This window comes from Actinosynnema sp. NPDC004786, from assembly GCF_053601135.1.
Map to the genome: position 1 here is coordinate 65,498 of NZ_JBSGBG010000008.1, position 19,312 is coordinate 84,809.

The 19,312-nt window shown below is 75.4% G+C and carries 19 protein-coding genes; 14 read left to right on the top strand and 5 right to left on the bottom strand.

The genetic code is table 11. From position 1 onward, the window contains the following. Positions 1-98: 98 nt before the first annotated feature. A complete protein-coding gene (locus ACWEFJ_RS09310) occupies positions 99-275 on the bottom strand; it encodes a hypothetical protein (RefSeq protein ID WP_378097710.1) in 177 nt (58 codons plus the stop codon). Positions 276-324: 49 nt separating this feature from the next. On the opposite strand from ACWEFJ_RS09310, the gene ACWEFJ_RS09315 reads away from it, so the two are divergent. After that, on the top strand, positions 325-1,167 hold the full coding sequence (locus tag ACWEFJ_RS09315) for an NYN domain-containing protein (protein ID WP_449713418.1): 843 nt from the start codon (positions 325-327) through the stop codon (positions 1,165-1,167). A 22-nt stretch (positions 1,168-1,189) separates the two neighbouring features. Here the strand turns inward: ACWEFJ_RS09315 and ACWEFJ_RS09320 are convergent, their stop codons facing one another. Beyond that, positions 1,190-2,530: a cellulase family glycosylhydrolase gene (locus ACWEFJ_RS09320; protein WP_449713419.1), complete on the bottom strand. Its 1,341-nt coding sequence runs from the start codon at positions 2,528-2,530 to the stop codon at positions 1,190-1,192. A 210-nt stretch (positions 2,531-2,740) separates the two neighbouring features. Between ACWEFJ_RS09320 and ACWEFJ_RS09325 the strand changes: the two genes are divergently transcribed. Further along, entirely contained in the window at positions 2,741-3,880 is a 1,140-nt protein-coding gene (locus ACWEFJ_RS09325) for an ROK family transcriptional regulator (RefSeq protein WP_378097718.1), read from the top strand. A 1-nt stretch (position 3,881) separates the two neighbouring features. On the opposite strand, the gene ACWEFJ_RS09330 is transcribed toward ACWEFJ_RS09325, so the two are convergent. Then, positions 3,882-4,667: an AfsR/SARP family transcriptional regulator gene (locus ACWEFJ_RS09330; protein ID WP_378097721.1), complete on the bottom strand. Its 786-nt coding sequence runs from the start codon at positions 4,665-4,667 to the stop codon at positions 3,882-3,884. Positions 4,668-4,979: 312 nt separating this feature from the next. Between ACWEFJ_RS09330 and ACWEFJ_RS09335 the strand changes: the two genes are divergently transcribed. From ACWEFJ_RS09335 to ACWEFJ_RS09380, 10 genes are all read left to right on the top strand, one after another. Then, the gene (locus tag ACWEFJ_RS09335) at positions 4,980-5,147 is read left to right on the top strand and encodes a thiazolylpeptide-type bacteriocin (protein ID WP_449713420.1); all 168 of its coding nucleotides are present in this window, start codon (positions 4,980-4,982) and stop codon (positions 5,145-5,147) included. Positions 5,148-5,212: 65 nt separating this feature from the next. Next, the gene (locus ACWEFJ_RS09340; protein WP_449713421.1) at positions 5,213-7,654 is read left to right on the top strand and encodes a lantibiotic dehydratase; all 2,442 of its coding nucleotides are present in this window, start codon (positions 5,213-5,215) and stop codon (positions 7,652-7,654) included. Beyond that, positions 7,651-8,727 (top strand): lantibiotic dehydratase C-terminal domain-containing protein, encoded by a 1,077-nt coding sequence (locus ACWEFJ_RS09345; RefSeq protein WP_449713422.1) that lies wholly within the window; start codon positions 7,651-7,653, stop codon positions 8,725-8,727. The genes ACWEFJ_RS09340 and ACWEFJ_RS09345 overlap by 4 nt, the downstream gene beginning before the upstream one ends. Continuing rightward, complete coding sequence (locus tag ACWEFJ_RS09350) at positions 8,724-10,271, top strand: hypothetical protein (RefSeq protein ID WP_449713423.1); 1,548 nt, start codon at positions 8,724-8,726, stop codon at positions 10,269-10,271. Before ACWEFJ_RS09345 ends, ACWEFJ_RS09350 begins: the two co-directional genes overlap by 4 nt. Next, complete coding sequence (locus ACWEFJ_RS09355; protein WP_449713424.1) at positions 10,268-11,950, top strand: TOMM precursor leader peptide-binding protein; 1,683 nt, start codon at positions 10,268-10,270, stop codon at positions 11,948-11,950. The genes ACWEFJ_RS09350 and ACWEFJ_RS09355 overlap by 4 nt, the downstream gene beginning before the upstream one ends. A gap of 296 nt (positions 11,951-12,246) precedes the next feature. Then, positions 12,247-13,359 (top strand): hypothetical protein, encoded by a 1,113-nt coding sequence (locus tag ACWEFJ_RS09360; RefSeq protein ID WP_449713425.1) that lies wholly within the window; start codon positions 12,247-12,249, stop codon positions 13,357-13,359. Continuing rightward, a complete protein-coding gene (locus ACWEFJ_RS09365) occupies positions 13,356-14,921 on the top strand; it encodes a thiopeptide-type bacteriocin biosynthesis protein (protein ID WP_449713426.1) in 1,566 nt (521 codons plus the stop codon). The genes ACWEFJ_RS09360 and ACWEFJ_RS09365 overlap by 4 nt, the downstream gene beginning before the upstream one ends. 102 nt (positions 14,922-15,023) lie before the next feature. Continuing rightward, a complete protein-coding gene (locus ACWEFJ_RS09370; RefSeq protein ID WP_449713427.1) occupies positions 15,024-15,470 on the top strand; it encodes an FAS1-like dehydratase domain-containing protein in 447 nt (148 codons plus the stop codon). Continuing rightward, the gene (locus tag ACWEFJ_RS09375) at positions 15,467-15,874 is read left to right on the top strand and encodes a MaoC/PaaZ C-terminal domain-containing protein (RefSeq protein ID WP_378087382.1); all 408 of its coding nucleotides are present in this window, start codon (positions 15,467-15,469) and stop codon (positions 15,872-15,874) included. Before ACWEFJ_RS09370 ends, ACWEFJ_RS09375 begins: the two co-directional genes overlap by 4 nt. Positions 15,875-15,995: 121 nt before the next feature. Continuing rightward, the gene (locus ACWEFJ_RS09380; protein WP_449713428.1) at positions 15,996-16,706 is read left to right on the top strand and encodes an SDR family oxidoreductase; all 711 of its coding nucleotides are present in this window, start codon (positions 15,996-15,998) and stop codon (positions 16,704-16,706) included. A 4-nt stretch (positions 16,707-16,710) separates the two neighbouring features. On the opposite strand, the gene ACWEFJ_RS09385 is transcribed toward ACWEFJ_RS09380, so the two are convergent. Both ACWEFJ_RS09385 and ACWEFJ_RS09390 read right to left on the bottom strand, forming a co-directional pair. Continuing rightward, entirely contained in the window at positions 16,711-17,358 is a 648-nt protein-coding gene (locus tag ACWEFJ_RS09385) for a response regulator (RefSeq protein ID WP_449713429.1), read from the bottom strand. After that, positions 17,355-18,530, bottom strand: coding sequence for a sensor histidine kinase (locus ACWEFJ_RS09390; RefSeq protein WP_449713430.1), 1,176 nt, complete (start codon positions 18,528-18,530; stop codon positions 17,355-17,357). Before ACWEFJ_RS09390 ends, ACWEFJ_RS09385 begins: the two co-directional genes overlap by 4 nt. 46 nt (positions 18,531-18,576) lie before the next feature. On the opposite strand from ACWEFJ_RS09390, the gene ACWEFJ_RS09395 reads away from it, so the two are divergent. Further along, positions 18,577-19,038 (top strand): hypothetical protein, encoded by a 462-nt coding sequence (locus ACWEFJ_RS09395; RefSeq protein ID WP_449713431.1) that lies wholly within the window; start codon positions 18,577-18,579, stop codon positions 19,036-19,038. A 30-nt stretch (positions 19,039-19,068) separates the two neighbouring features. Further along, positions 19,069-19,278: a hypothetical protein gene (locus ACWEFJ_RS09400; protein WP_378087372.1), complete on the top strand. Its 210-nt coding sequence runs from the start codon at positions 19,069-19,071 to the stop codon at positions 19,276-19,278. The last annotated feature ends 34 nt before the right edge of the window (positions 19,279-19,312 follow it).

Genomic DNA, 19,312 nt, shown 5'->3' on the forward strand with positions numbered 1-19,312 from the left:
CGGCACCGCCGCGCGAACGACGACAACGGGCCGGCCACCGACCGCTCGAACGCCCGGGTTCCCTCCCGGCGGCGAAGGCGCGCCGACCGGGCGGGTGCTCAGTTCGGGTCCATGCCGCCCGCGCCGGCCTCGCCCTCGGGCGTCGACTCGTCCGGCGCGGTGTTGGCCGAGCCCCGCTGCTCGTCGGCGAACGTCGGCCGGGAGTGCTCGGCGGCGAAGTCCGGCTCGTCCTCCATCGAGGACGCGGTGACGGGGTCGGGTTCGGGTGTGGTCACCGCAGTGGTGTATCCCTTCGCTGACGGCCCGAAACCAGCAGGGGAGCTCGTGCGCATCGGTGTGTTCTACGACGGGACGTGGTTCGCCTACCTGAGCGATTTCCACGCCACCGCCCACCCGCGGGCGGCTCGCGTCGCGTTGGACGGCTTCCACGACGCGGTGCGCTGGTACGTCCACACCGTGACCGGGCGGCCCCTCGACGAGTGCGTGCTGCACGAGGCGCACTACGTGCGCGGCCGCATCGACACGCCGGCCGCGTCGTTCGACGCCGCGCTGGCCGCCGCCGGCATCACCCGGCACGACCTCCCGCTGCACGGCGGCAAGGAGAAGGGCGTCGACGTCCACTTCGCGCTCGAAGCGTGGGAGCGCGCCACCACCGCGCCCCTGGACTGGGTGGTGCTGGTCACCGGCGACGCCGACTTCACCCCGCTGGCCGCGCGGCTCGCCGCGCGCGGGGTGGGCGTGATCGTGCCGGTGGTCGACGTCCGGCTCCCGTCCGGCACGCCGCCGCCCGCCTGGACGCCGCGCACCGCCGCGCCGTTGCGCGCGGCGGCGACGCGGACGCCCTCGTTCGACGAGCTGTTCGCGCCCGCCGACCGTGCCGACTACCCGCTGCGGAGCCCGTTCGTGCGGTCCGGCGGGGTCGCGGCGTCCCCGGTCGGCACGCCGCGCGGCCGCCGGCTGGGGACGGTGACCGGGTGGCGGGCCGGGCAGAAGCACGGGTTCATCACGGACACGCGCGGCGGGTCGTGGTTCGCGTCGCGGGACGACCTGCCGGTGGGGCTGGCCATGCTGCCGACCGGGACGCCGGTGTCGTTCACCGGGTCGCCCACGCCGTTGCCGGGCCGGAAGTACCCGAGGGCGCAGTCGATCCGGATCGTGGTCGAGTGACACCGGCGGCCCCGGTCGGCGGTCAGCTCGCGGTGCAGGACGCGGTCGGCGCGCCGTTGGCCGTGCGGGACGTGGCGGTGAAGCCGAACGTGGTGCTCGTGCCGGCCGCGAGCGAGCCGTTGTAGCCCGCGTTGCGCGCCGTCACGGTCGAGCCGCTGATGGTCACGGTCGCGTTCCAGGCGTTGGTCACGGCCTGCCCGTCGGCGAACGTCCAGGTGACCGTCCAGCCCCTGATGGCCGACGACCCGGCGGTGACGCGGACCTCGCCCTGGAAGCCGCCCGGCCACTGGTTCGTCACCCGGTAGGCGGCGGTGCAGCCCGGCCCGCCACCCGGCGTGGTGGTGGTCGTCGTGGTCGTGGTGGTGGTCGTGGTGCTCGTGGGTTGGGTGCCGCTGTAGATGCTCGCTTCCTTGGCCGTGGCCTTGATGCCGTTGGCCCCGTGGAAGATGCGCTGACCCCAGGTCGTCAGCCGGGCCGGGTCGAAGTCGGTGGCCATGTCCAGGATCGGGTCGCTGTTGCCGCTCCACGACCACGCCAGGTAGCCCAGGCCGCGCTCCTGCGCCTCGCTCAGGATCGTCTCGTGGTCGACCTCGTTCGCCGCGAACCGCCACCCGAACTCGCCGATGACCAGCGGCCAGTTGTTGGCCTGGAAGCGGTCGAGGTAGTCCACGATGCCGGAGGCGGTGTTGAACACCGAGTACATGTGGATGGACAGCACGGTGTTGCGCTGCGTGTCGGCGTCGAGGACCTTCTGGGCGTTGTCCCGCATGACGTACTGCCAGTCCTGGCCCCAGTTCGGCCCGTCCACCATCAGCAGGTGCCGGAACCCGTTGGCCCGCATCTTCTCGATCGCGTCCACGGTGGCGTCGGTCCACTGCGCGGCGTTGGTGTTGCCGATCGGCTCGTTGCCGATGTTGATCACGACGTGGTTCTCCTGGCCGACCAGCGCGCCCTTCTGGCCGATCCAGTAGTCGACCGCCTCGTCCAGCGACGCCGCCGCGCCCTCCTCGCCGTAGCCGGTGGTGTCGTGCACCTCCAGGACGCAGATCAGCCGGTTCTGCTTGCACAACCCGATCACCGCGGCGGTGTCCGTGGACGGTCCCCACCGCTTGCCGCTGCCCAGCACCACGCGGACCGTGTTCGCGCCCAGCGCCTTGACGTCGGCGAACGAGCTGGTGCGCCCGGTGAACCAGACGTGCGGGTGGTTGACGCCCCGCATCACGAACGGCTGACCGTTGGCCTCGACGATCTTCGTCCCGCTGACGTGCAGCCCGGTCGCGGCGCGGGCCTGCGGCTGCGCGGTCGGCCCGATGCCCGCCACGACGAGCAGCGCGGCACCGAGCAGGGCGAACGTTGTCCTCATCCCTCGACACCCCTTTGAGTCGACGACTGTGACGCCCACCCGCCCGGATCGCTCCGGGAGCGCTCCCAGACGGGCTGTCGGCCGGCGCCACCGACATGGGCATGATTAGTTTCCGAGTGGAACTTAAGCGTCCACGCTACGAGAGGAGCCGACGTGGCGTCAAGATCCGCCACTGTTCACCGCGTCCCCGCAGGCCGCTATGTTCGACCGGTGACCTCGACCGCCCGTGCCACCGCGCCGTGGCCGACGCTGCCGCCGGTGGCGCGGGACGTGCTGCTGGAGGTGCTGATCCACGGCCCCCGGTCGCGCGCCGGGCTGGCCGACCGGCTGCGGCTGTCCCGCCCGACCCTCACCCGCGTGACCAGGACGTTGGTCGCCGAGGGCCTGCTGGTGGAGGGCGACACGAAGCCGCGCCCGACGGTCGGCCGACCCTCCGAGACGCTGCACGTGCGCGCCGCGGCCCACCGGTTCCTCGGCGTGAAGCTGACCGCCGAACGCCTCTTCGCCACCCTGACCGACCTGACCGCCACGCCGCTGGCGACCGCGGAGGAGCCCCTGCGGTCGCACGACCCCGACGCGGTGGCCGGCCAGATCGCGGACGTCGCGGCCCGGTTCCCCGGCCTCACGGCGATCGGCGTGACCGTGGGCGGGATCGTGCTGGACGGCCTGGTCGCCCGCCACGAGTTCCTGGGCTGGACCGACGTGCCGCTCAAGGCCGAGGTGACCCGGTTGACGGGCGTGCCGACCGCGGTCGACAACGACGTCCAGGCGCTCACCGCCGCCGAGCACTGGTTCGGTCCGGGCGCGGGCCTGACGTCGATGGCGGTGATCACCGTCGGCGCGGGCGTCGGCACCGGGATGATCGTGGACGGGCGGCTGCTGGCCGGCGCGCACGGCCTGCCGCCGCACTTCAGCCACACGCTGGTCGACGGCAAGGGCCCGCTGTGCGGCTGCGGCCGTCGCGGCTGCATCTCCAGCTACCTCATGACCCACGTGATGCTGCGGCGGCTGGCGGGCCGGCCGACCTACGACGAGGCGCTGGAGCGCGTCCACGCGGGCGACCCGCTCGCCCGCCGGGTCTTCGACGAGGCGGGCTACGCCCTCGGCGTGCTCATCGGCACCGTCGCCAACGCCTTCGACCCGCAGAAGGTGCTGCTGACCGGCGACGGCCTGCCGCTGTACGAGGTGGCGTCGCCCCTGGTGCACGACGGTATCGAGGACACCTACGAGGACGACCCGGACCTGATCGACCTGGACGTGCGGCCGTTCGACTTCAGCCGGTGGGCGCGCTCCGGCGCGGCCCTCGCGATCAAGGCCACCATCACGGGCGCGATCGCCGGGGGCCGTTGAGCTACGCGGTGCTGTACAGCTCGTCCAACACCGCCCGCGCCTCACCGCCGGGCCTGATGCCGAGGTCGGCGTCGAGCACGCGCCACAGCCTGCGGTAGACCTCGATCGCGCCGACCCGGTCGCCCGAGCGGGCCAACGCGCGCATCAGCAGCACCTGCAACGACTCGCGGGTGACGTGCGCCGACGCGTGCGGCGCCAGCAGGTCGGCCGCCTCGCGCGGCGCGCCCAGCACGATCTTCGCGGTGGCCAGGTGCTCGACGGCGGTCAGCCGCCGCTCGCGCCACAGCGCCGCCACGGCGGTGGCCGGCCCGGACGGCACCAGCCCGGCCAGCCCGTCCACCGGCCAGTCCGCCAGCGCGGCGGTCAGCGCGACGACCGCCCGGCGCGGGTCGCCCTCCCGCAACGCGGTCGCGCCGCACCGGAGCAGCCCGCCCGCGCACAGCACGTCCACGGCCTCGGCGGGCACGTCGAGCCGGTAGCCGTGGCCGACGTGGACGAGCAGGCGGGAGAGCCCGGGGTTCGCGGTGTCGAGGCAGCGGCGCAGGCGGGACGCGTAGAGCTGGAGGTTCTTGACCGCGCTGCGCGGCGGTTCGCGTTCCCACAGGTAGTCCATCAGGCGTTCGGTGGACACGGCCGACCCCGCGTCCAGCGCGAGGGCCGCCAGCAGCGTCCGCGTCTTCACGCCGCCGGGCACCACGCGCGCCACGTTCGGGCCGCCCACCGCCGGACCGCCGAGCAGCCGGACGTCCAGCTCCCGCGGCACGCGCGAGGTCGAACAGATGGACACCCGGATCTCCCCCTGCCGAACCCGATCGGACACCCACACGGTAGGTCGTGCCCCCGACGCGCGACGGCGGCCCGAAGGCGGGGAAACATCGGTGTCCGCACCACATACCGGACGTATACCGGCAGGTGGGAGCGTGCCCCCTCGACGCCCGCGCCGCGGTGCGGCGGCCGGTCGCCCGGCACGATCCCGATTCGGGGAACCGCAAGGCCACGAGCACGCGGTCCCCCGCGGCGGGGAGGGTTCCGGCGCCGAGCCCGGACGGGTCGATCACCACCACTACCGGACGCACCTCAAGCGGAAAGGACGTGACCGATGGACCTCACCTTCGACGACTCGGAACTCGACCTCGGTGACCTCGCCGTCACCGCCATGCGCGACGCCGTCGCGCTGCCCGAGACCGGCGCTTCGGCGGCGGCGTGCTCGTGCAGCAGCACCTCGTGCTGCTGCTGTCAGCAGCCGGAGCTGCCGAGCCAGGGCTGAGTCGAGCCGGACCGGGAGCGCCCGCGCGGGCGCTCCCGGCCGCGACACCGTGACGGGAGCACCGGATGGCCACCGACCGCACCACCACCGAACTCGCGCCGTACGCGCTGGTCCGGGTGGCCGCGTTGGCGCACCCCCGACCGGCGCCCACGCCGTTCCGGGCCGCGCTGGCCGCGGTCGTCGCGGCCCGGCGGCGGATCGCGGCCGCGGCCGACGGTCTGGCCGACGCGTTGCACGACAGCGCGAACGGCCACTCGGCCGGGTTCCACCGGCGGGTGGTGCTGCCGCTGCGGCGCGACGTGCACAACGACCGTCCCCCGCGCCCCTCGTCGGACCTGGGCACGCTCCCGCGGCGGGTGCCGGCGCTCGCGGACTGGCTGGCCGCGCACGCCGAGCTGGACCGGGCCGTCGAGGCGGCGCTGGACGCGTGGCCGCGGGCGCTGGCGGAGTCCCGGGCGTGGCTCGCGGAGGTGTGCGCGGCCGACGAGCTGCGCCGCGCGAGCGTGCTGACGGGCGCGGACCTGCTGCACGGCCTGGACCGCACCGCCCGCGGCGGCGGCGAGCCGGACCGCAAGGCGCGCAAGGCCGAGCCCACGGTGCTGCGGTACGCGTTGCGGGCGACCGCGAAGACGAGCCCGCTGTCCTGGTACACGCACGTCGGCTGGGGCACGTGGGGCGACGGGCCGTGGCCCGCGGCGGAGCCGGTGTCGCACCCGGCGGCGCACCGCCTGCTGGTGGACAGGCTGGTCGACGCCCTCGGTCCGCGGCTGCCGCACCGCCTCGCGCCGGGTCTGCGGGAACGCGACGGGCGGTTGCTGTTCCGGCGCGACGTGCCGGCGGAGGGCATCGGACGTGCCGCCGTGGTGCGGGAGGAGGAGGTGGACGCCGCCGCGACCCGGCCGTTGCGGTTCGTGGTGGACCTCGTGCGGGCGGCCGGGCCGGACGGGGTGGCGTTGGAGCGGATCGCCGAGGCGCTGGCGGCGCAGCTGACGGTGGCGGACCCGCCGCGCGCGGCGCGGGCGTTCGTGGCGAGGACGCGCGAGCTGGGGCTGCTGGTGCCGGTGTCCCCGATCCACCCGCAGGAGCCCGACGCGGTGACCGCGCTGGCCTCCTGGCTGCTCGCACCCGGGCAGGCGGATCGGGGGCCGGAACCCGCCCGGGACGCCGCGCGCCGGCTGGCCGACATCTCCGCCACCACCGCGGCGTTCGCCACCGCCGACCCGCCCACCCGGGCGGCGCTGCTGACGGAGCTGTCCGACCGCTGGCGCGAACTCGGCGAGCGGGTCGGCGCGGACCTGACCGGTGTCGTCCCGGTGGTCGAGGACGTCGTCCTGCCCGAACCCGTGCCGGTGCCGCCCGGCGCGGCGCCCGCGCTGACCCGCCTCACGCCGCTGTTCGTGGCGTTCGACCAGCACGTGCTGCTCCGCCGGCTGATCCGGACCCGGTTCGTCGAGCGCTTCGGCGAGGGCGGGGTCGCCACCCCGGCCGACTCCTCCGCGCCGCTCGCGCGGGCGTGGCAGGACTCCCTGCGCGCGGCCGAGCTGGACGACCCCGACGTCCACGCCGTCCTGGCGCTGCGCGGGAAGCTGGCCGGCCAGGTCCTCGACGGCGTGGTCACCGACGACGTCCTCGCCTCCGCCGCCGACCTGCTGCCCGCCTGGGCGACCCGCCGCCCCGGCTCGTACGCCGTCTTCGCCCAGCCGGCCCCCGACGGGCGGCTCGTGGTGAACCGCGTGTACGCCGGGTTCGGCAAGTTCACCAGCCGGTTCCTGGACCTGCTGCCCGGCGCGCGGGACGCGGTGACCCGGCAGGTGCTCCGCCACACCGCGGACCCGGTGCAGTTCCGCCCGGTGCGCGGGTTCAACGCCAACCTCCACCCGCTGCTCGGCGCGCGTGAGGTCGGCGAGGACGCGCGGTGGGCCGACCTGGTCGCGGACGAGGTGGAGGTGCGGCACGACCCGGTCGCCGACGAGGTCCGGGTGACGCACCGCGGCGTCCCGCTCGACGTGCTGTACTTGGGTTTCCTGATCCCGCTCGCGCTGCCGGACCGGCAGGTGCCGCTGTACTCCGACCTCAGCTGCGGCTGGGTGGACCTCGACCCGCTGCGGACCGTGACGACCGACGGCGGCGTGACCGCCTGGGGATCGCTGTCGTACGGCGACGTGGTGCTGGCGCGCCGGTCCTGGGACTTCCCCGCGCCGCCGGAGGTCGGCGCGGAGGACCGGGCCGCGCTCGACGTGGCCCGGTTGCGCGCCCGGCACGGGCTGCCGGAGCACGTGTTCGTCGGCCCGGACGGCGGACCGGCGTCGGCCGACGCCTACCTGCGCGCGCTGACGGTGGGCAAACCGCAGTACGCCGACCTGGGCGACCCGCTGCACCTGCGGTGCCTGCCGCGCCTGCTGGCGCGGTTCCCCGACGGCGTGCGGCTGACCGAGGCGCTGCCCGTGCCGGGCGAGGGAGGACGGGTGGTCGAACTGATCGCGGAAACGTACTGGAGGGCTTCGTGACCGACGTCGTCTGCTACTACCACGACCCGGTGAAGGCGGCGCTGCTCCGCGACGCCGTGCTGCCCGCGCTGGCGGAGGCGGAGGCGGGTGGCGCGACCGGGCACGTGGAGCGGCACTGGCTGCACGGGCCGCACGTGCGGGTGCGGCTGGACGGTCCGGACGACGCCGCCGAACTCGTCGCGTCCCGCCTGCGCGCGTACCTGGCCGAGCGTCCGTCCACATCGGACGTCTCACCGGAAGTGCTGCTGGCGCGGTCGAAGCAGTACGGTACGGCCGAGTTGGTGCCGCCGCCGTACGAGCCGATCCACCCGGACAACACGGTGCTTGTGGAGCCGACCGACCTCACGGCGCTCCGCGAGCTGCTCGGGTCGGACGCGTTGGTGGACCTCCGGTCCCGATGCCTGCGGCTCGGCGTGCCCGCGATCGCCGACGCGGTGGCGGTCGACGGCACGAGCCGGTCCCGGGTCCGGCTGGCCGTGGTCGCGATGACCGCGCACGCGAGCCGGTTCCCGGCGGGCCTGGTGAACGGCTACCACTCGTTCCTGTCCCACCTGGAGGGCTTCCTGCTGCACGACGACCCCGACGGCGTGCTGCGCGCCCGGTTCGACGGTGTCTGGGAGCGCAACGCGGAGCAGACGGCGGACATGGTGGAGCGCGTCGCCGCCGGGACGACGGGAACGCCCTGGATCGCGTGGACCGACGCCACCCGCGCGGTGGTGGAGGAGGCGTTCGACCGGGGCGAGCTGCCCACGGCATACTCCGGGCACCTCGGCGAGCGGGCCGTCCGGCTGGGCGAGGAGCAGGCGATCCGGCGCTGGCACCGCGACCACGTCGACCGGGTCGGCGAGTACCACCTCCGGCTGCGCGAGGTCGACTTCGACCACCCCGACTACCAACGGCCGGTCACCGTCTACCGCTTCGGGACGAACATGCTCTACCAGCTGCTGGCCGTGTGCGACGTGACGCCGGTCGAGCGCTACCTCGCGGCGAGCCTGGTGGTGCGGGCGGTGCAGCGGATCACCGGGCTGGACTGGCCCGCGCACGTCGCGCGGATGGCGAAGGTGTCGCGGTGAGCGGGGTGGTGCTGCGGCTGCGGCCGGTCGTGCACGCGACGCCCACCGCGACCGGTCTGCACGTGCGGGGTTGGCGGTCCAGCTTCACCCTCGACGGCGGCAAGGGCCTCTGGACGATCTGGGAGCGCCTGGCGGGCCCGCTGGCCGACGGCGTGCCGCCCGAGCGGCTGGCGGTGCCGGCGACCGCGTCACCGGCCGTGGCGCGGGCGCTGGAGCTGCTGATCGGCCAGCTCCGCGAGCACGACATGCTGGTCGAGTCGCCGGTCGACTGGGGTGAGGACGCGCCGCCCGACGACATCGCGGGCTGGCTGGACTCCGTGGCCCCGTCCCCCCGGGCGGCGTGGCGGCGGCTGCGGTCGGCGACCGTGGCGGTGACCGGCGAGGGCGCGTTGGCCGCCGCCGCCCACCGGGCGCTGGTCGCCGCGGGGCTCGACGTGGCCGCCGTGCGGCCCGGCGCGGGCCTGGTGCTGGCGGCCGAGGGGCACGCGGTCGCGGCCGGGTGCGCGGCGGACGTCGGGTTCGTGGTCGAGCCGGGCGCGCTCGCCGACGTGGAGGCCGACGCGGCCGCGGTGGCGGACCGGCTGGCCGGCACGCCCGGCACGCCGCCGGAGGTGCTGGCCGCGCTGGTCGGTTCGGCCGCCGCGCACCGGCTCGTGTGCGCGGTGGGCGGGCTGCCCGACCCGTCCACCGAGGTGGTGGACATGTGGAGCGACGTGCCGCCGACCGGGCCGCCGCACCAGGCCGTGCTCGTGGCGCGGGTCGACCCGCTGCACGCCGAGTACCACCCGTGGCTGTCCGCGGTCCGGCCGCGCGAGGGCGGCGGCACGCCGTTGGAGGTGCTGGGCGACCGGGAGCTGGGGCCGGTGCCCACGCCGCTGCCCGGCGACCTGCCGCAGCTGCCGGTCAAGCTGGCCGCGTCCGGTGACGTGGTCGGTTTCGGCGCGACCGAGCACTCCGCCCGGCTGGACGCGCTGGTCCGCGCGGCGACCCGGTTGGCGCCGGCCGGCGCGGTCCTCGGCGTGGACGAAGTGCACGCGGCGGGCCTGGCCCTGCGCACCGCCGTCCGGCACCGGGCGGGCACGCCGGTCGCGGAGACCGAGTGGGCCGGCAACGCCACCGCCCGCCGGTGGTGGAAGGCCGTGACGCTCCGGTTCGCGCTGCCCGCCGAGCTGGAGGTGACCAGGCTCGCCCCCGGCGTGGTGCGGGCGGTGGTGCGGGCGGACGGCGAGGAGCTGTCCTGGGCGGTCGAGGCGGAGCCGGCCGACGCCGTGGCCTTCGCCGCCCTCGCCGCGGCCGGGAAGGCCCAGGCCGGCGTCGCCGGGCCGGTCGTGCTCTGCGGGGCCGCGCCGGTCGCGGAACCCGCCGGCGCGGCCGCGCCGTGGACCGACCGGGACTGGCACTGGCCGTACGGGGTGCGGGACGGCGAGGGGGCGTTGCAGGACGCGTTGCGCGCCCTCGCGGTCGAGGTGAAGGCCGTGCCCCTCGGTCCCGTGCTGGAGGCGGCCGGGCTGGCGGCGTTCGCGGTGGCGGAGGTGGCGCGATGACCGTGCGGGTGGTGGAACTGCGGGACTACGCCATCGGCGACCTGGCGGGCATCGGCGGTGACGGCGCGGTGCTGCCGGTGCGGTTCGACGGCGCGCTGGTGCTGATCGGGCCGGTGTCGGGCGGGGTGTGCGTGGCGTGCGCCGAGGACGCCCGGCTCGCCGCGCTCGGCGGGTCCGTGCCGCGCGGCGACGCCGCGATGAGGCTGGGCGGGCTGGCGTCGGTCACGCTCCGGCCGTTGCTCGCGCTGCTGGTGGACCGCGTGCTGGCCGACCCGGACGCGCACCGGGACCGCGTCCTGGCGTTGCGGACCGACCTCGCGACGGTGGGCGAGCACCGGGTCCGGCCCAGGCCCGGCGGCTGCCCCGCGTGCGGTCCGCTGCCGGAGGACTCGGCGGAGGCCGCGACGGTGGTCCGCGAACCCGTCCCGGTGGTGGCGGGCACGCTGCGCGGCGCGAACCCGCGCACCGCGGGCGACGCGCTGCGCCGGGAGCTGTTCGACCTGCGGCACGGCCCGGTCGGCGGGATGCACCGCATCGGCGACCTGACCGTGGCGGCCGTGAGCGCCGAGCTGGGCGGCGGTCAGGCCGGGTTCGGCCGCACCGCCGACTACGCCGACGCCGAGCGGGTCGCGCTGTACGAAGCGGTCGAACGGCACGCCGGCCTGGCGCCGCGGCGCGTGACCACCGTGCTGGAGGCGTCCTACGCCGAACTCGGCGACCGCGCGCTCGACCCGACCCGCCTCGGGCTGCCCGACCACGAGTCGCCGCACGTCGTGCCGTACCGCCCGGACGTGCGGACCCGGTGGGTGCACGGCTGGTCCTACACCCGGGGCCGGCCGGTGGCGGTGCCCGAGCACGTGGCCTACTGGGGCCCGGCGACCGGGCCCCGGTTCGTCGACGAGACGTCCAACGGCTGCGGCGCCGGCAACAGCCTCACCGAGGCGGTGCTGTACGGGCTGTTCGAGGTCGCCGAGCGGGACGCGTTCCTGACCGCCTGGTACGGCCGCCGCCCGCTCCCCCGGCTGCGCGTGCGCGACGAGGTCGCCACGCACCTCGCGGACCGGCTCGACCAGCTCGGCTACCGGCTGGAGCTGTACGACGCCACGAACGACCTGGGCGTGCCGGCCGTGCTCTCCCTCGCCCGCGCCACGAGACCCGGTCTGCCGCAGGCGTTCTTCGCCGCGGGGGCCGGCCTGGACCCGGACGCGGCGATGCGGTCGGCGACGGCCGAGGTGGTGATGGACGTGGAGGCGGGCGCGAAGCGCTACCGCACCGATCCCGGCGACTTCGACCCGGACCGGCTGCGCGCGCTGCTGCGCGACCCGCGCCGGATCCGCACCATGGACGACCACGTCAACGTCAACGGCCTGCCGGAGGCCGCGCCGCGGTACGACTTCCTGCGGCCCGGCCCGGAGGACGACCTCGCCGTCCCCGACGTGCCGCGCGACGACCTCGACGCGTTGCTGGAGCACTACGTGCGCGCGTGGGAGCGGCTGGACCTGGAGGTGATCGCGGTCGACCAGAGCGACCCGGTGGTGCGCGAACGGCTCGGCCTGCACTCGGCCAAGGTGATCGTGCCGGGCACCGTGCCGATGACGTTCGGCGAGGCCAACCGGCGCACGCAGGGCCTGCCCCGGCTGCGCCTCGCCGGCCCGCCGCTGCCCCACCCGTTCCCGTGACCCCCGAACCCGCGGCGCCCGCCGCCACCCCCTCGGTTGCCATGACCGCAGAGCCCGCAGCACCCGCCGCCTCACCCGTCCCCGCGACCGCAGAGCCCGCCGCCCCACCCGTCCCCGCGACCGCAGCACCCGCCGCCCCACCCGTCCCCGCGACCACAGAGCCCGCCGCCCCACCCGTCCCCGCGACCACAGCACCCGCCGCCCCACCCGCTCCCGTCACCGAGACCGCACCACCCGGCGCGCACCCCGTTCCCGTCACCACCGAGCCGGTGACACCCGCCGCGCACCCCGTCCCCGTGACCGCGGGGGCGGCGGCGGCGCTCGCCGCCGCCTACACCCACGGGCCGGGACGGCTGGTGGAGCCCGGGGAGTCGCCGCGCACGCCGGCGGCGGAGGGTCCGCGCGTGCCGCTCACGGCGTTGCCCGGCCGGTTCGGCGCGGCGGTGGCGCGGCTGCTGGTCGACGTGGCGACACCGCTGCGCTGGGAGCCGTGGAACCAGTACAACGACCACCGGGCGTACCCGTCCGCGCGGGCGGCCGCCACCGTGGACCTCGTGCTGGCGGTCGGGGCGCGGCGGTGGCCGCTGGACCCCGTGCGCCGGGCGCTGGTCGGCGACCGGCTGCCCGCGCTCGACGGTCCCGTCCGCGTCGAGCTGGTCCGCCGCCGCGACCGCCTCTCCCCCGGCTACCGCGAGTTCGGCGACGTGCTGACCGAGCTGGAGGTGGGGCACGTCGCCGCGGCGCTGGTCGAGCGGGCGGCCCAGGTCGGGCTCGTCGCCCGTGCCGAGGGGTTGACCGTCTCGCTGGCGTTCGCGGGCCCCGCCGAACCGCCCCCGCTGGCGCGCCGCAGCTCGGGGTCGGGTCCGCGCGGCATCGCGGCCGACCCGCGACCGCTGCCCCGCGGCACGCTCGACGCCGTGGTGCGGGCCGTCAACCACCCGCCGGCCGGGTCGCCGGTGCGCGACGACCTGCGGCACCGGCTGGCCGTGCGCAACGTCGAGGGCGTCGCCGACGGCTGGTACGCCGTCACCGGCGGCCTGCGGCTGGTCGAGCCGGGTCCGGCGGTGCCGAGCCTCCAGGCCGTGTTCGGCCACCCGCCCGGGACGATCCACCTCGCCTCGATGAACCTCGCCCTGGTGACCACCGGCGACCCGGCGGCCGCGGTGGCGGGCGACGGTCCGGACGGCTACCGGGCGCTGCTGCGCGCGGCCGGCGCGACCGCCCAGCACGTGTGCACGGCCGCCGCGCACGCGGGCGCGTTCTGCCGCCCGGCGCGCAGCACCCACGACGGCCCGCTGGAGGCCCTGGCCGGCGCGCCCGCGTCGCACAGCCTGCTGTACCTGCTCCTGCTCGGCCGGCCGCGCGGCGCGGGTTTCGCCTACGACCTCACCCCCTTGGAGGCGCGATGACGTGGACCAGCCTGCACGTCCGGCTGTCGTGGGAGGTCGGGCACGTGGACGCGTTCATCGCCGACGTCCTCGCCCCCGAGCTGACCGCGCACCGCGCGGCCGGACGCCTCGCCGACTGGTTCTACGTGCGGTACTGGCGGACCGGGCCGCACCTGCGCGTCCGGCTGCGCGACGCCCGGGTGGACCTGGCCGACCGGCTGCGCGAGCTGGTCGCCGCGGCCGGCCACCCCGTGCTGGACGCGGACCCGGCGGCCTTCCCCGCCGAGGACGACCGGCTGCCGCACGGCGACGTGCGGGAGGTTCCGTACGAGCCCGAGGTCGAGCGGTACGGCGGCCCGCAGGCCCTGCCGCTCGCGGAGGAGGTGTTCTGCCGCAGCACGGACGTGGCGGTCGCGGTGCTGCGGTCGGCCCGCACGCCCGGCGCGAAGATCACCGCCGCCGTGGAGCTGGTGATGGCCACGACGAGCGCGTTGCGCCTCGACCGGGTCGGGGCGGCGTCGTGGCTGCGGTCCCTGGCGACGGGCTGGCGTCAGGCGCGCGAACCGGTGGGCACGCCCTCGCTCGGGTCCCACGTCGCCGCCCGGACGCTGCACGCGGCACGGGCGACCCGGCTCGCCGCGCGTTGGGACCGGTTGGAGGAGCACGCCACGGGCGTGGTGGCGTACTGGGCCGAGCAGGTGCGCGGCGCGGACCTGCCGCGCTACGCCTGGGCGTCGCAACTCCACATGCTGTGCAACCGGCTGGGCCTCGACCCGGAGGCGGAGCGGACGGTGTGCCGGCTGGTCGCGATGACGGCCGAGGACCCGGACGGGCCCGTGCCGTTCCACGAGGACGGCGCGACCGCGCCGGACCGGCGCTACCTGGCGGCCAGCCGGTTCCACTCGGGCGTGCCGGACCAGGGACCGCTGCCCGCCGCGACCCCGCCCGCGCCGACGCCGCCGTGGTGGCGGGACGTGCCGCTGCCGGAGGTCGCGCCCCCGTCCGGCTCGTTGGTCGAGGCGCTGTCCACCCGGCACACCGCGCGCGGCGCGGAGCTGGCCGGGCCGCTCGACGCCGCGCAGCTCGCCACCCTGCTGTGGACCGCGCAGGGCGCGCTGCCGGACGGCCGCCGGCCGTACCCGAGCGCCGGCGCCCGGCACAGCGCGCGGTTGCGCGTGCTGGCGTGGCGGGTGACCGGGCTGGAGCCGGGTGTGTACGAAGTGGACGAAGCGCGGCGGACGCTGGCGCACGTCGCGCCCGCGCCGCCGGCCGAGGACGTGGCGGCGACCTCGATGTGGTTCGGCCGGGGCGCGGACCGGGTCGACCCGACCACGACGCCCGCGCTGCTGGCGCTCTACGTGCGGGTAGGGGCGCTGCGGAAGGCGTACGGGCTGCGGGCCCTGCGGTTGGCGTTCACCGAGGCCGGGCACCTGGCGCAGAACCTCGCCCTGGTGGCCGCCTCGACGGGGCTCGCGCTGGGCGTGCTCGGCGGGTTCTACGACGACATGGCGCACGACGTGCTGTGCCTGGACGGCGTGGACGACGCGTTGGTCTACCTGATGCCCGTGGCGTCCGGCGCCTGAGCGGGTCGACCGGAATACAGCGGAAATATAGATTTCGGGAAACCGCTGCGGTTTTCCCGCGCGCCCTCGCCGGGCCGCGGCGCGCGTGGGTACGGTTTCCCGGTGGTGGATCCGGAGTTCGTGGGAAAAAAGCTCGACCCGGTCGTGCTGCGGGTGCCGCGGGAACGGGTGATCGCATTCGCGCGGGCCATCGGCGAGAACCGGGCCGTGCACGTGGACGTCGACGCGGCACGCGCGGCCGGTTTTCCGGACGTGGTGCTGCCGCCGACGATGCTGTTCGGGTTGGAACTCGAGGCGCGCGGCGAGAAATTGTTGCTCGACATGGGGCTCGACCCGTTGCGCGTGCTGCACGCCGAACAGTCCTTCACCTATCACCGGAACGTGCACGCCGGTGAGGAGTTGCGCTTCGAGGGCGTGGTCGCCGACGTCTACCGGAGGATGAACGGGCGGTTGGAGTTCATCGTGCAGGACAGCGTCGTGCGCCGCGGTGACGAGCACGTGGTGGATTTGCGCCAGGTGCTCGTGATCGAGGACAAGGAGGTCGCGTGAACGGGGTCGCGGTCGGGGACCGGCTGCCGGCGGCCGAGGTGCCCCCGATCACCGCCGAAGGGCTCCGGGACTTCGCGGCCGCGTCGGGTGACGACAACCCGGTGCACCTGGACGACGCGGCGGCGCGGCGGGGCGGGCTGGACGGGGTCGTGGCGCACGGGATGCTCGTCATGGCGCACCTGGGCCGGCTGGTCACGGCGTGGCCCGCGGCGGGGCCGCTGCGGTCGTTCAAGACGCGGTTCACCGCGCCGACGCCGCTCGGGGCGCGGGTCACGTGCACCGGGAAGGTGACGTCGGTGACCGTGGTCGACGGCACGCCGTGCGCGAAGGTGCAGGTCGTGGCGACCCGGGACGACGGCGTCGCGGTGGCGCGCGGCGAGGCCGTGGTGGAGCTGGCGGCATGAGCGGGCGACCCGGGACCACGAGTGGTGGTGGCGGTCGACCCGGGGCCGCGGCGGAACCGGCGGTCGGGCCGCGGGGCACGGCATCAGCGCAACACCTGGGAGCGTGGGCGGAGGTGGCGGTGTGACCGGACGATCGGTGCTCGTCGTGGGCGCGAGCCGGGGCATCGGGGCGGCGGTGGCGCGGGAGTTCCTGCGGGCCGGCGACCGGGTGGCGGGCACGCACCGCGGTTCCGGCGTGCCCGTCGACGGCGTGCTCCCGGTCAAGCTCGACCTCGCCGACCCCGACGCGGGCCGGGTCGCGGACGCGGTCGCCGAGGTGACCGAGCACCAGGGCGCGCCGGAGGTCGTCGTGCTGAACGCGGGCCTCACCCGGGACGGGCTGCTCGCCCGCATGCCCGAGGAGCACTACCGCGAGATCATCGAGGTCACGCAGCTCGGCACGTTCCGCGTCGTGCAGCGGGTCCTGCCCGCCATGGCCAAGGCGCGCACCGGGTCGATCGTGCTCGTCTCGTCCGCCTCCGCGCGGGCCGGCTCCCCCGGTCAGGCGAACTACGCGGCGGCCAAGGCGGCGTTGGAGGGGTTCGCGCGGTCGGTGGCGCTGGAGTACGGGCGGCGCGGGGTGCGGATCAACGTCGTCGCGCCCGGTCCCGTGGACACCGACATGGTGGCCGTGCTGACCGACCGGCAGCGGCAGGCGCTGGTCGACCAGGTGCCGCTGGGCCGCCTCGCCCGGCCGGAGGAGATCGCCGAGGTGGTGCGCTGGGTCGCGGGCTCGACCTACGTGACCGGCGCGACCATCCCCGTCACCGGCGGCGGCGCGCTGGGCTGGTGAGCGGTCACACCAGGTCGTTCTCCTGGGCGTAGATCGCGGCCTGCACGCGCGAGCGCAGCTCCAGCTTGGTGAGGATGCGCGACACGTGGGTCTTCGCGGTCGCGCCGCTGATGAACAGCTCCTCCGCGATCTGCGCGTTCGACAGCCCGCGCCCGAGGCAGCGCAGCACGTCCAGCTCCCGCTCGGTCAGCTGCTCCAGCCGGCTGTCGACGGCCGGCTGCACCTTCGCCGGCGCCTCCGCGTACGCCTTGATCAGCTTGCGGGTGATCTCCGGGCCCAGCACGTTCTCGCCCGCCGCGACCAGCCGCACCGCCTCCACCAGCCGCGGCGCGTCCACCGACTTCAGCAGGAAGCCCGCGGCGCCGGCGCGCAGCGCGGCGAACACGTACTCGTCCAGGTCGAACGTGGTCAGCACGAGCACCTGGGCCACGCCGTCGCCGTGCAGCGCCTTGGTCGCGGCGATGCCGTCCAGTCCGGGCATGCGGATGTCCATCAGCACCACGTCCGGGCGCAGCGCCTTCGCCTGCCGGATGGCGGTCGCGCCGTCACCCGCCTCGCCGACCACCTCGATGCCCTCGGCGTTGCCCAGGATCAGCACCAGGCCCGCGCGGACGGCCGCGTGGTCGTCCACCACCAGCACCCGGGTGCTCACCGCTCCACCTCGGGCAGCGGCAGCACCGCGCGGACCCGCCACGCGCCGTCCGACGGTCCCGCGGTGAGCGTGCCGCCGACGGCGGCGACGCGTTCCTGCATGTTGAGCAGGCCGGTGCCCAGCCCCTCCCCGGCGGCGCCCTGCCGCAGCTCGTTCACCACCTCCAGCACCAGCTCGGTGTCGGTGCGGCGCAGGTCCAGGACGACGTTCGTGCGGGGTGCGTGCTTCATGGCGTTGGTCAGCGCCTCCTGGGCGATCCGGTACGCGGTCAGGTCCACGGCCGCGGGCAGCGGTTCGGTGTCGTCGTAGTCCACCCGCACGTCCAAGCTCATCCCGCCGGCCTGCGCCGACTCGATGAGCTTGGACAGCTGGGCGAGCCGGGCGGGCGCGGTGGGCTCGTCCGGGTCGGTCACGTCCGCGCGCAGCAGGTTGATCATGGCACGCATCTCCTCCAGCGCGCTGACGCTGTTCTCGCGCACGGATTTGAGGACCACTCGCGTCATCGGGTCGTCGTCCTTCAACGACAGCGCGGCCTCGGCCTGGATGGCGATCGCGGACAGGTGCCCGGCGATCACGTCGTGCAGGTCACGGGCCATGTGGGCGCGTTCGGCGGCCACCGCCGCGGTCCGGTCGAGCTGCGCGATCTTGGCGAGCTGCCGGGCGTTCGCGCGCTCCACCTCGGCCATCCGCTGGTGCTGCCGGACGTTCGTCGCCCACCACACCGGGATCAGCAGGAACGGCAGCACGGCGAACGCGGCCAGCACGGTGGCGCGCCAGCCGGGCACCAGCAGCACGGTGGCGGTGATCGTGCTGATCGAGGTCAGCACGGCGATGGGCACCATGTCGCGGCTGAGCCGGCGCGGCCCGTAGAGGGTGGCCGCGTAGAGCAGGTCGGCGTACACGACCAGCGTCGGCGTGCTGACCCCGATGACGCAGTCCACCAGCAGGAACGCGGTGCCCACGGCCAGCGAGGTGCCGGGCGCGCGGCGGCGGAAGCCCTCCACCGCGCAGATGCCGCCGAACAGCAGCAGCCGCACCCACATCGGCACCCGGTCGTCGAAGTTGAACAACGGGTACAGGCCGGTCGCGAACAACACCGAGCCGACCAGCAGGGAGCTGATCACGATGAGCGCGTCGTGCTGCCAGTCCGGCAGCTTCCGCAGGCCGGACACGACGCGGCTTATTCCGGCGTGCACCGCGCGATCACAGCACAGCACCGTGCGCCCCGCATCGGCCGAAGTGATGATCCATGATCGCTCCGACCGCCGATGCCGCCGACCCGGCGTGTTCGCGACGATGGTGTCACGGCAGGCGCGCGGCCCGCCGACCACACCGAAAGGAGCGGATGTCACCATGAAAAGCGTGGCGGTAGCACTGGCGGTGGTGTCGGCCTTCGCGTTGGTCGCGTGCCGGCCGGGAGCCGAGCCGACCTCCGCGGACAACACCACCGACGACGGCAGGACGACATTGTTGTGCCACGTCGCGAACGGGTGGGTGGCCGCCGGTCCGGACGGGAAGAGCGAAGCGGCGAAGACATTGGCGGGCGTCATCGACGACATCGCCGGGAACATGGACGAATCGTCGCGTGCCGGCAAGGTGTTGACCGCGGCTCGGCAGCTGTTGTCGGACAACGCCCAGGACATCTCCGAGGGCGCCGCGAAAATCAAGGAACTGTGCTGAGGGTGTGCCCGCGCCCGGCGAGGAGGACAAGTGGCTGAGGGCAAGGTCAACGACGGTCGGTGGGCCCCGTGGTGGGTGTACGTGGTCCTGATCGTCGGCGCCAACCTGATCAAGCAGTACTTCATCGGCGGCAAGGTGTCCGACGTCGTGAACGTCGCGATCACGGTGGCGATGGTCGGTGCGCTGATCTTCGTCATCACGGCGGTGTACCGGTCGATGTTCGCCACCCGGCGGCGGTGACGTCGACCGGGACACGGCGGCCTCCCCTGGCCGC

Excerpts from the sequence above, each read along its gene's own strand:
- ACWEFJ_RS09340 (WP_449713421.1), top strand. The coding sequence starts at position 5,213 with ATGGCCACCGACCGCACCACCACCGAACTCGCGCCGTACGCGCTGGTC.
- ACWEFJ_RS09335 (WP_449713420.1), top strand. The coding sequence starts at position 4,980 with ATGGACCTCACCTTCGACGACTCGGAACTCGACCTCGGTGACCTCGCC.
- ACWEFJ_RS09365 (WP_449713426.1), top strand. The coding sequence starts at position 13,356 with ATGACGTGGACCAGCCTGCACGTCCGGCTGTCGTGGGAGGTCGGGCAC.
- ACWEFJ_RS09355 (WP_449713424.1), top strand. The coding sequence starts at position 10,268 with ATGACCGTGCGGGTGGTGGAACTGCGGGACTACGCCATCGGCGACCTG.
- ACWEFJ_RS09320 (WP_449713419.1), bottom strand. The coding sequence starts at position 2,530 with ATGAGGACAACGTTCGCCCTGCTCGGTGCCGCGCTGCTCGTCGTGGCG.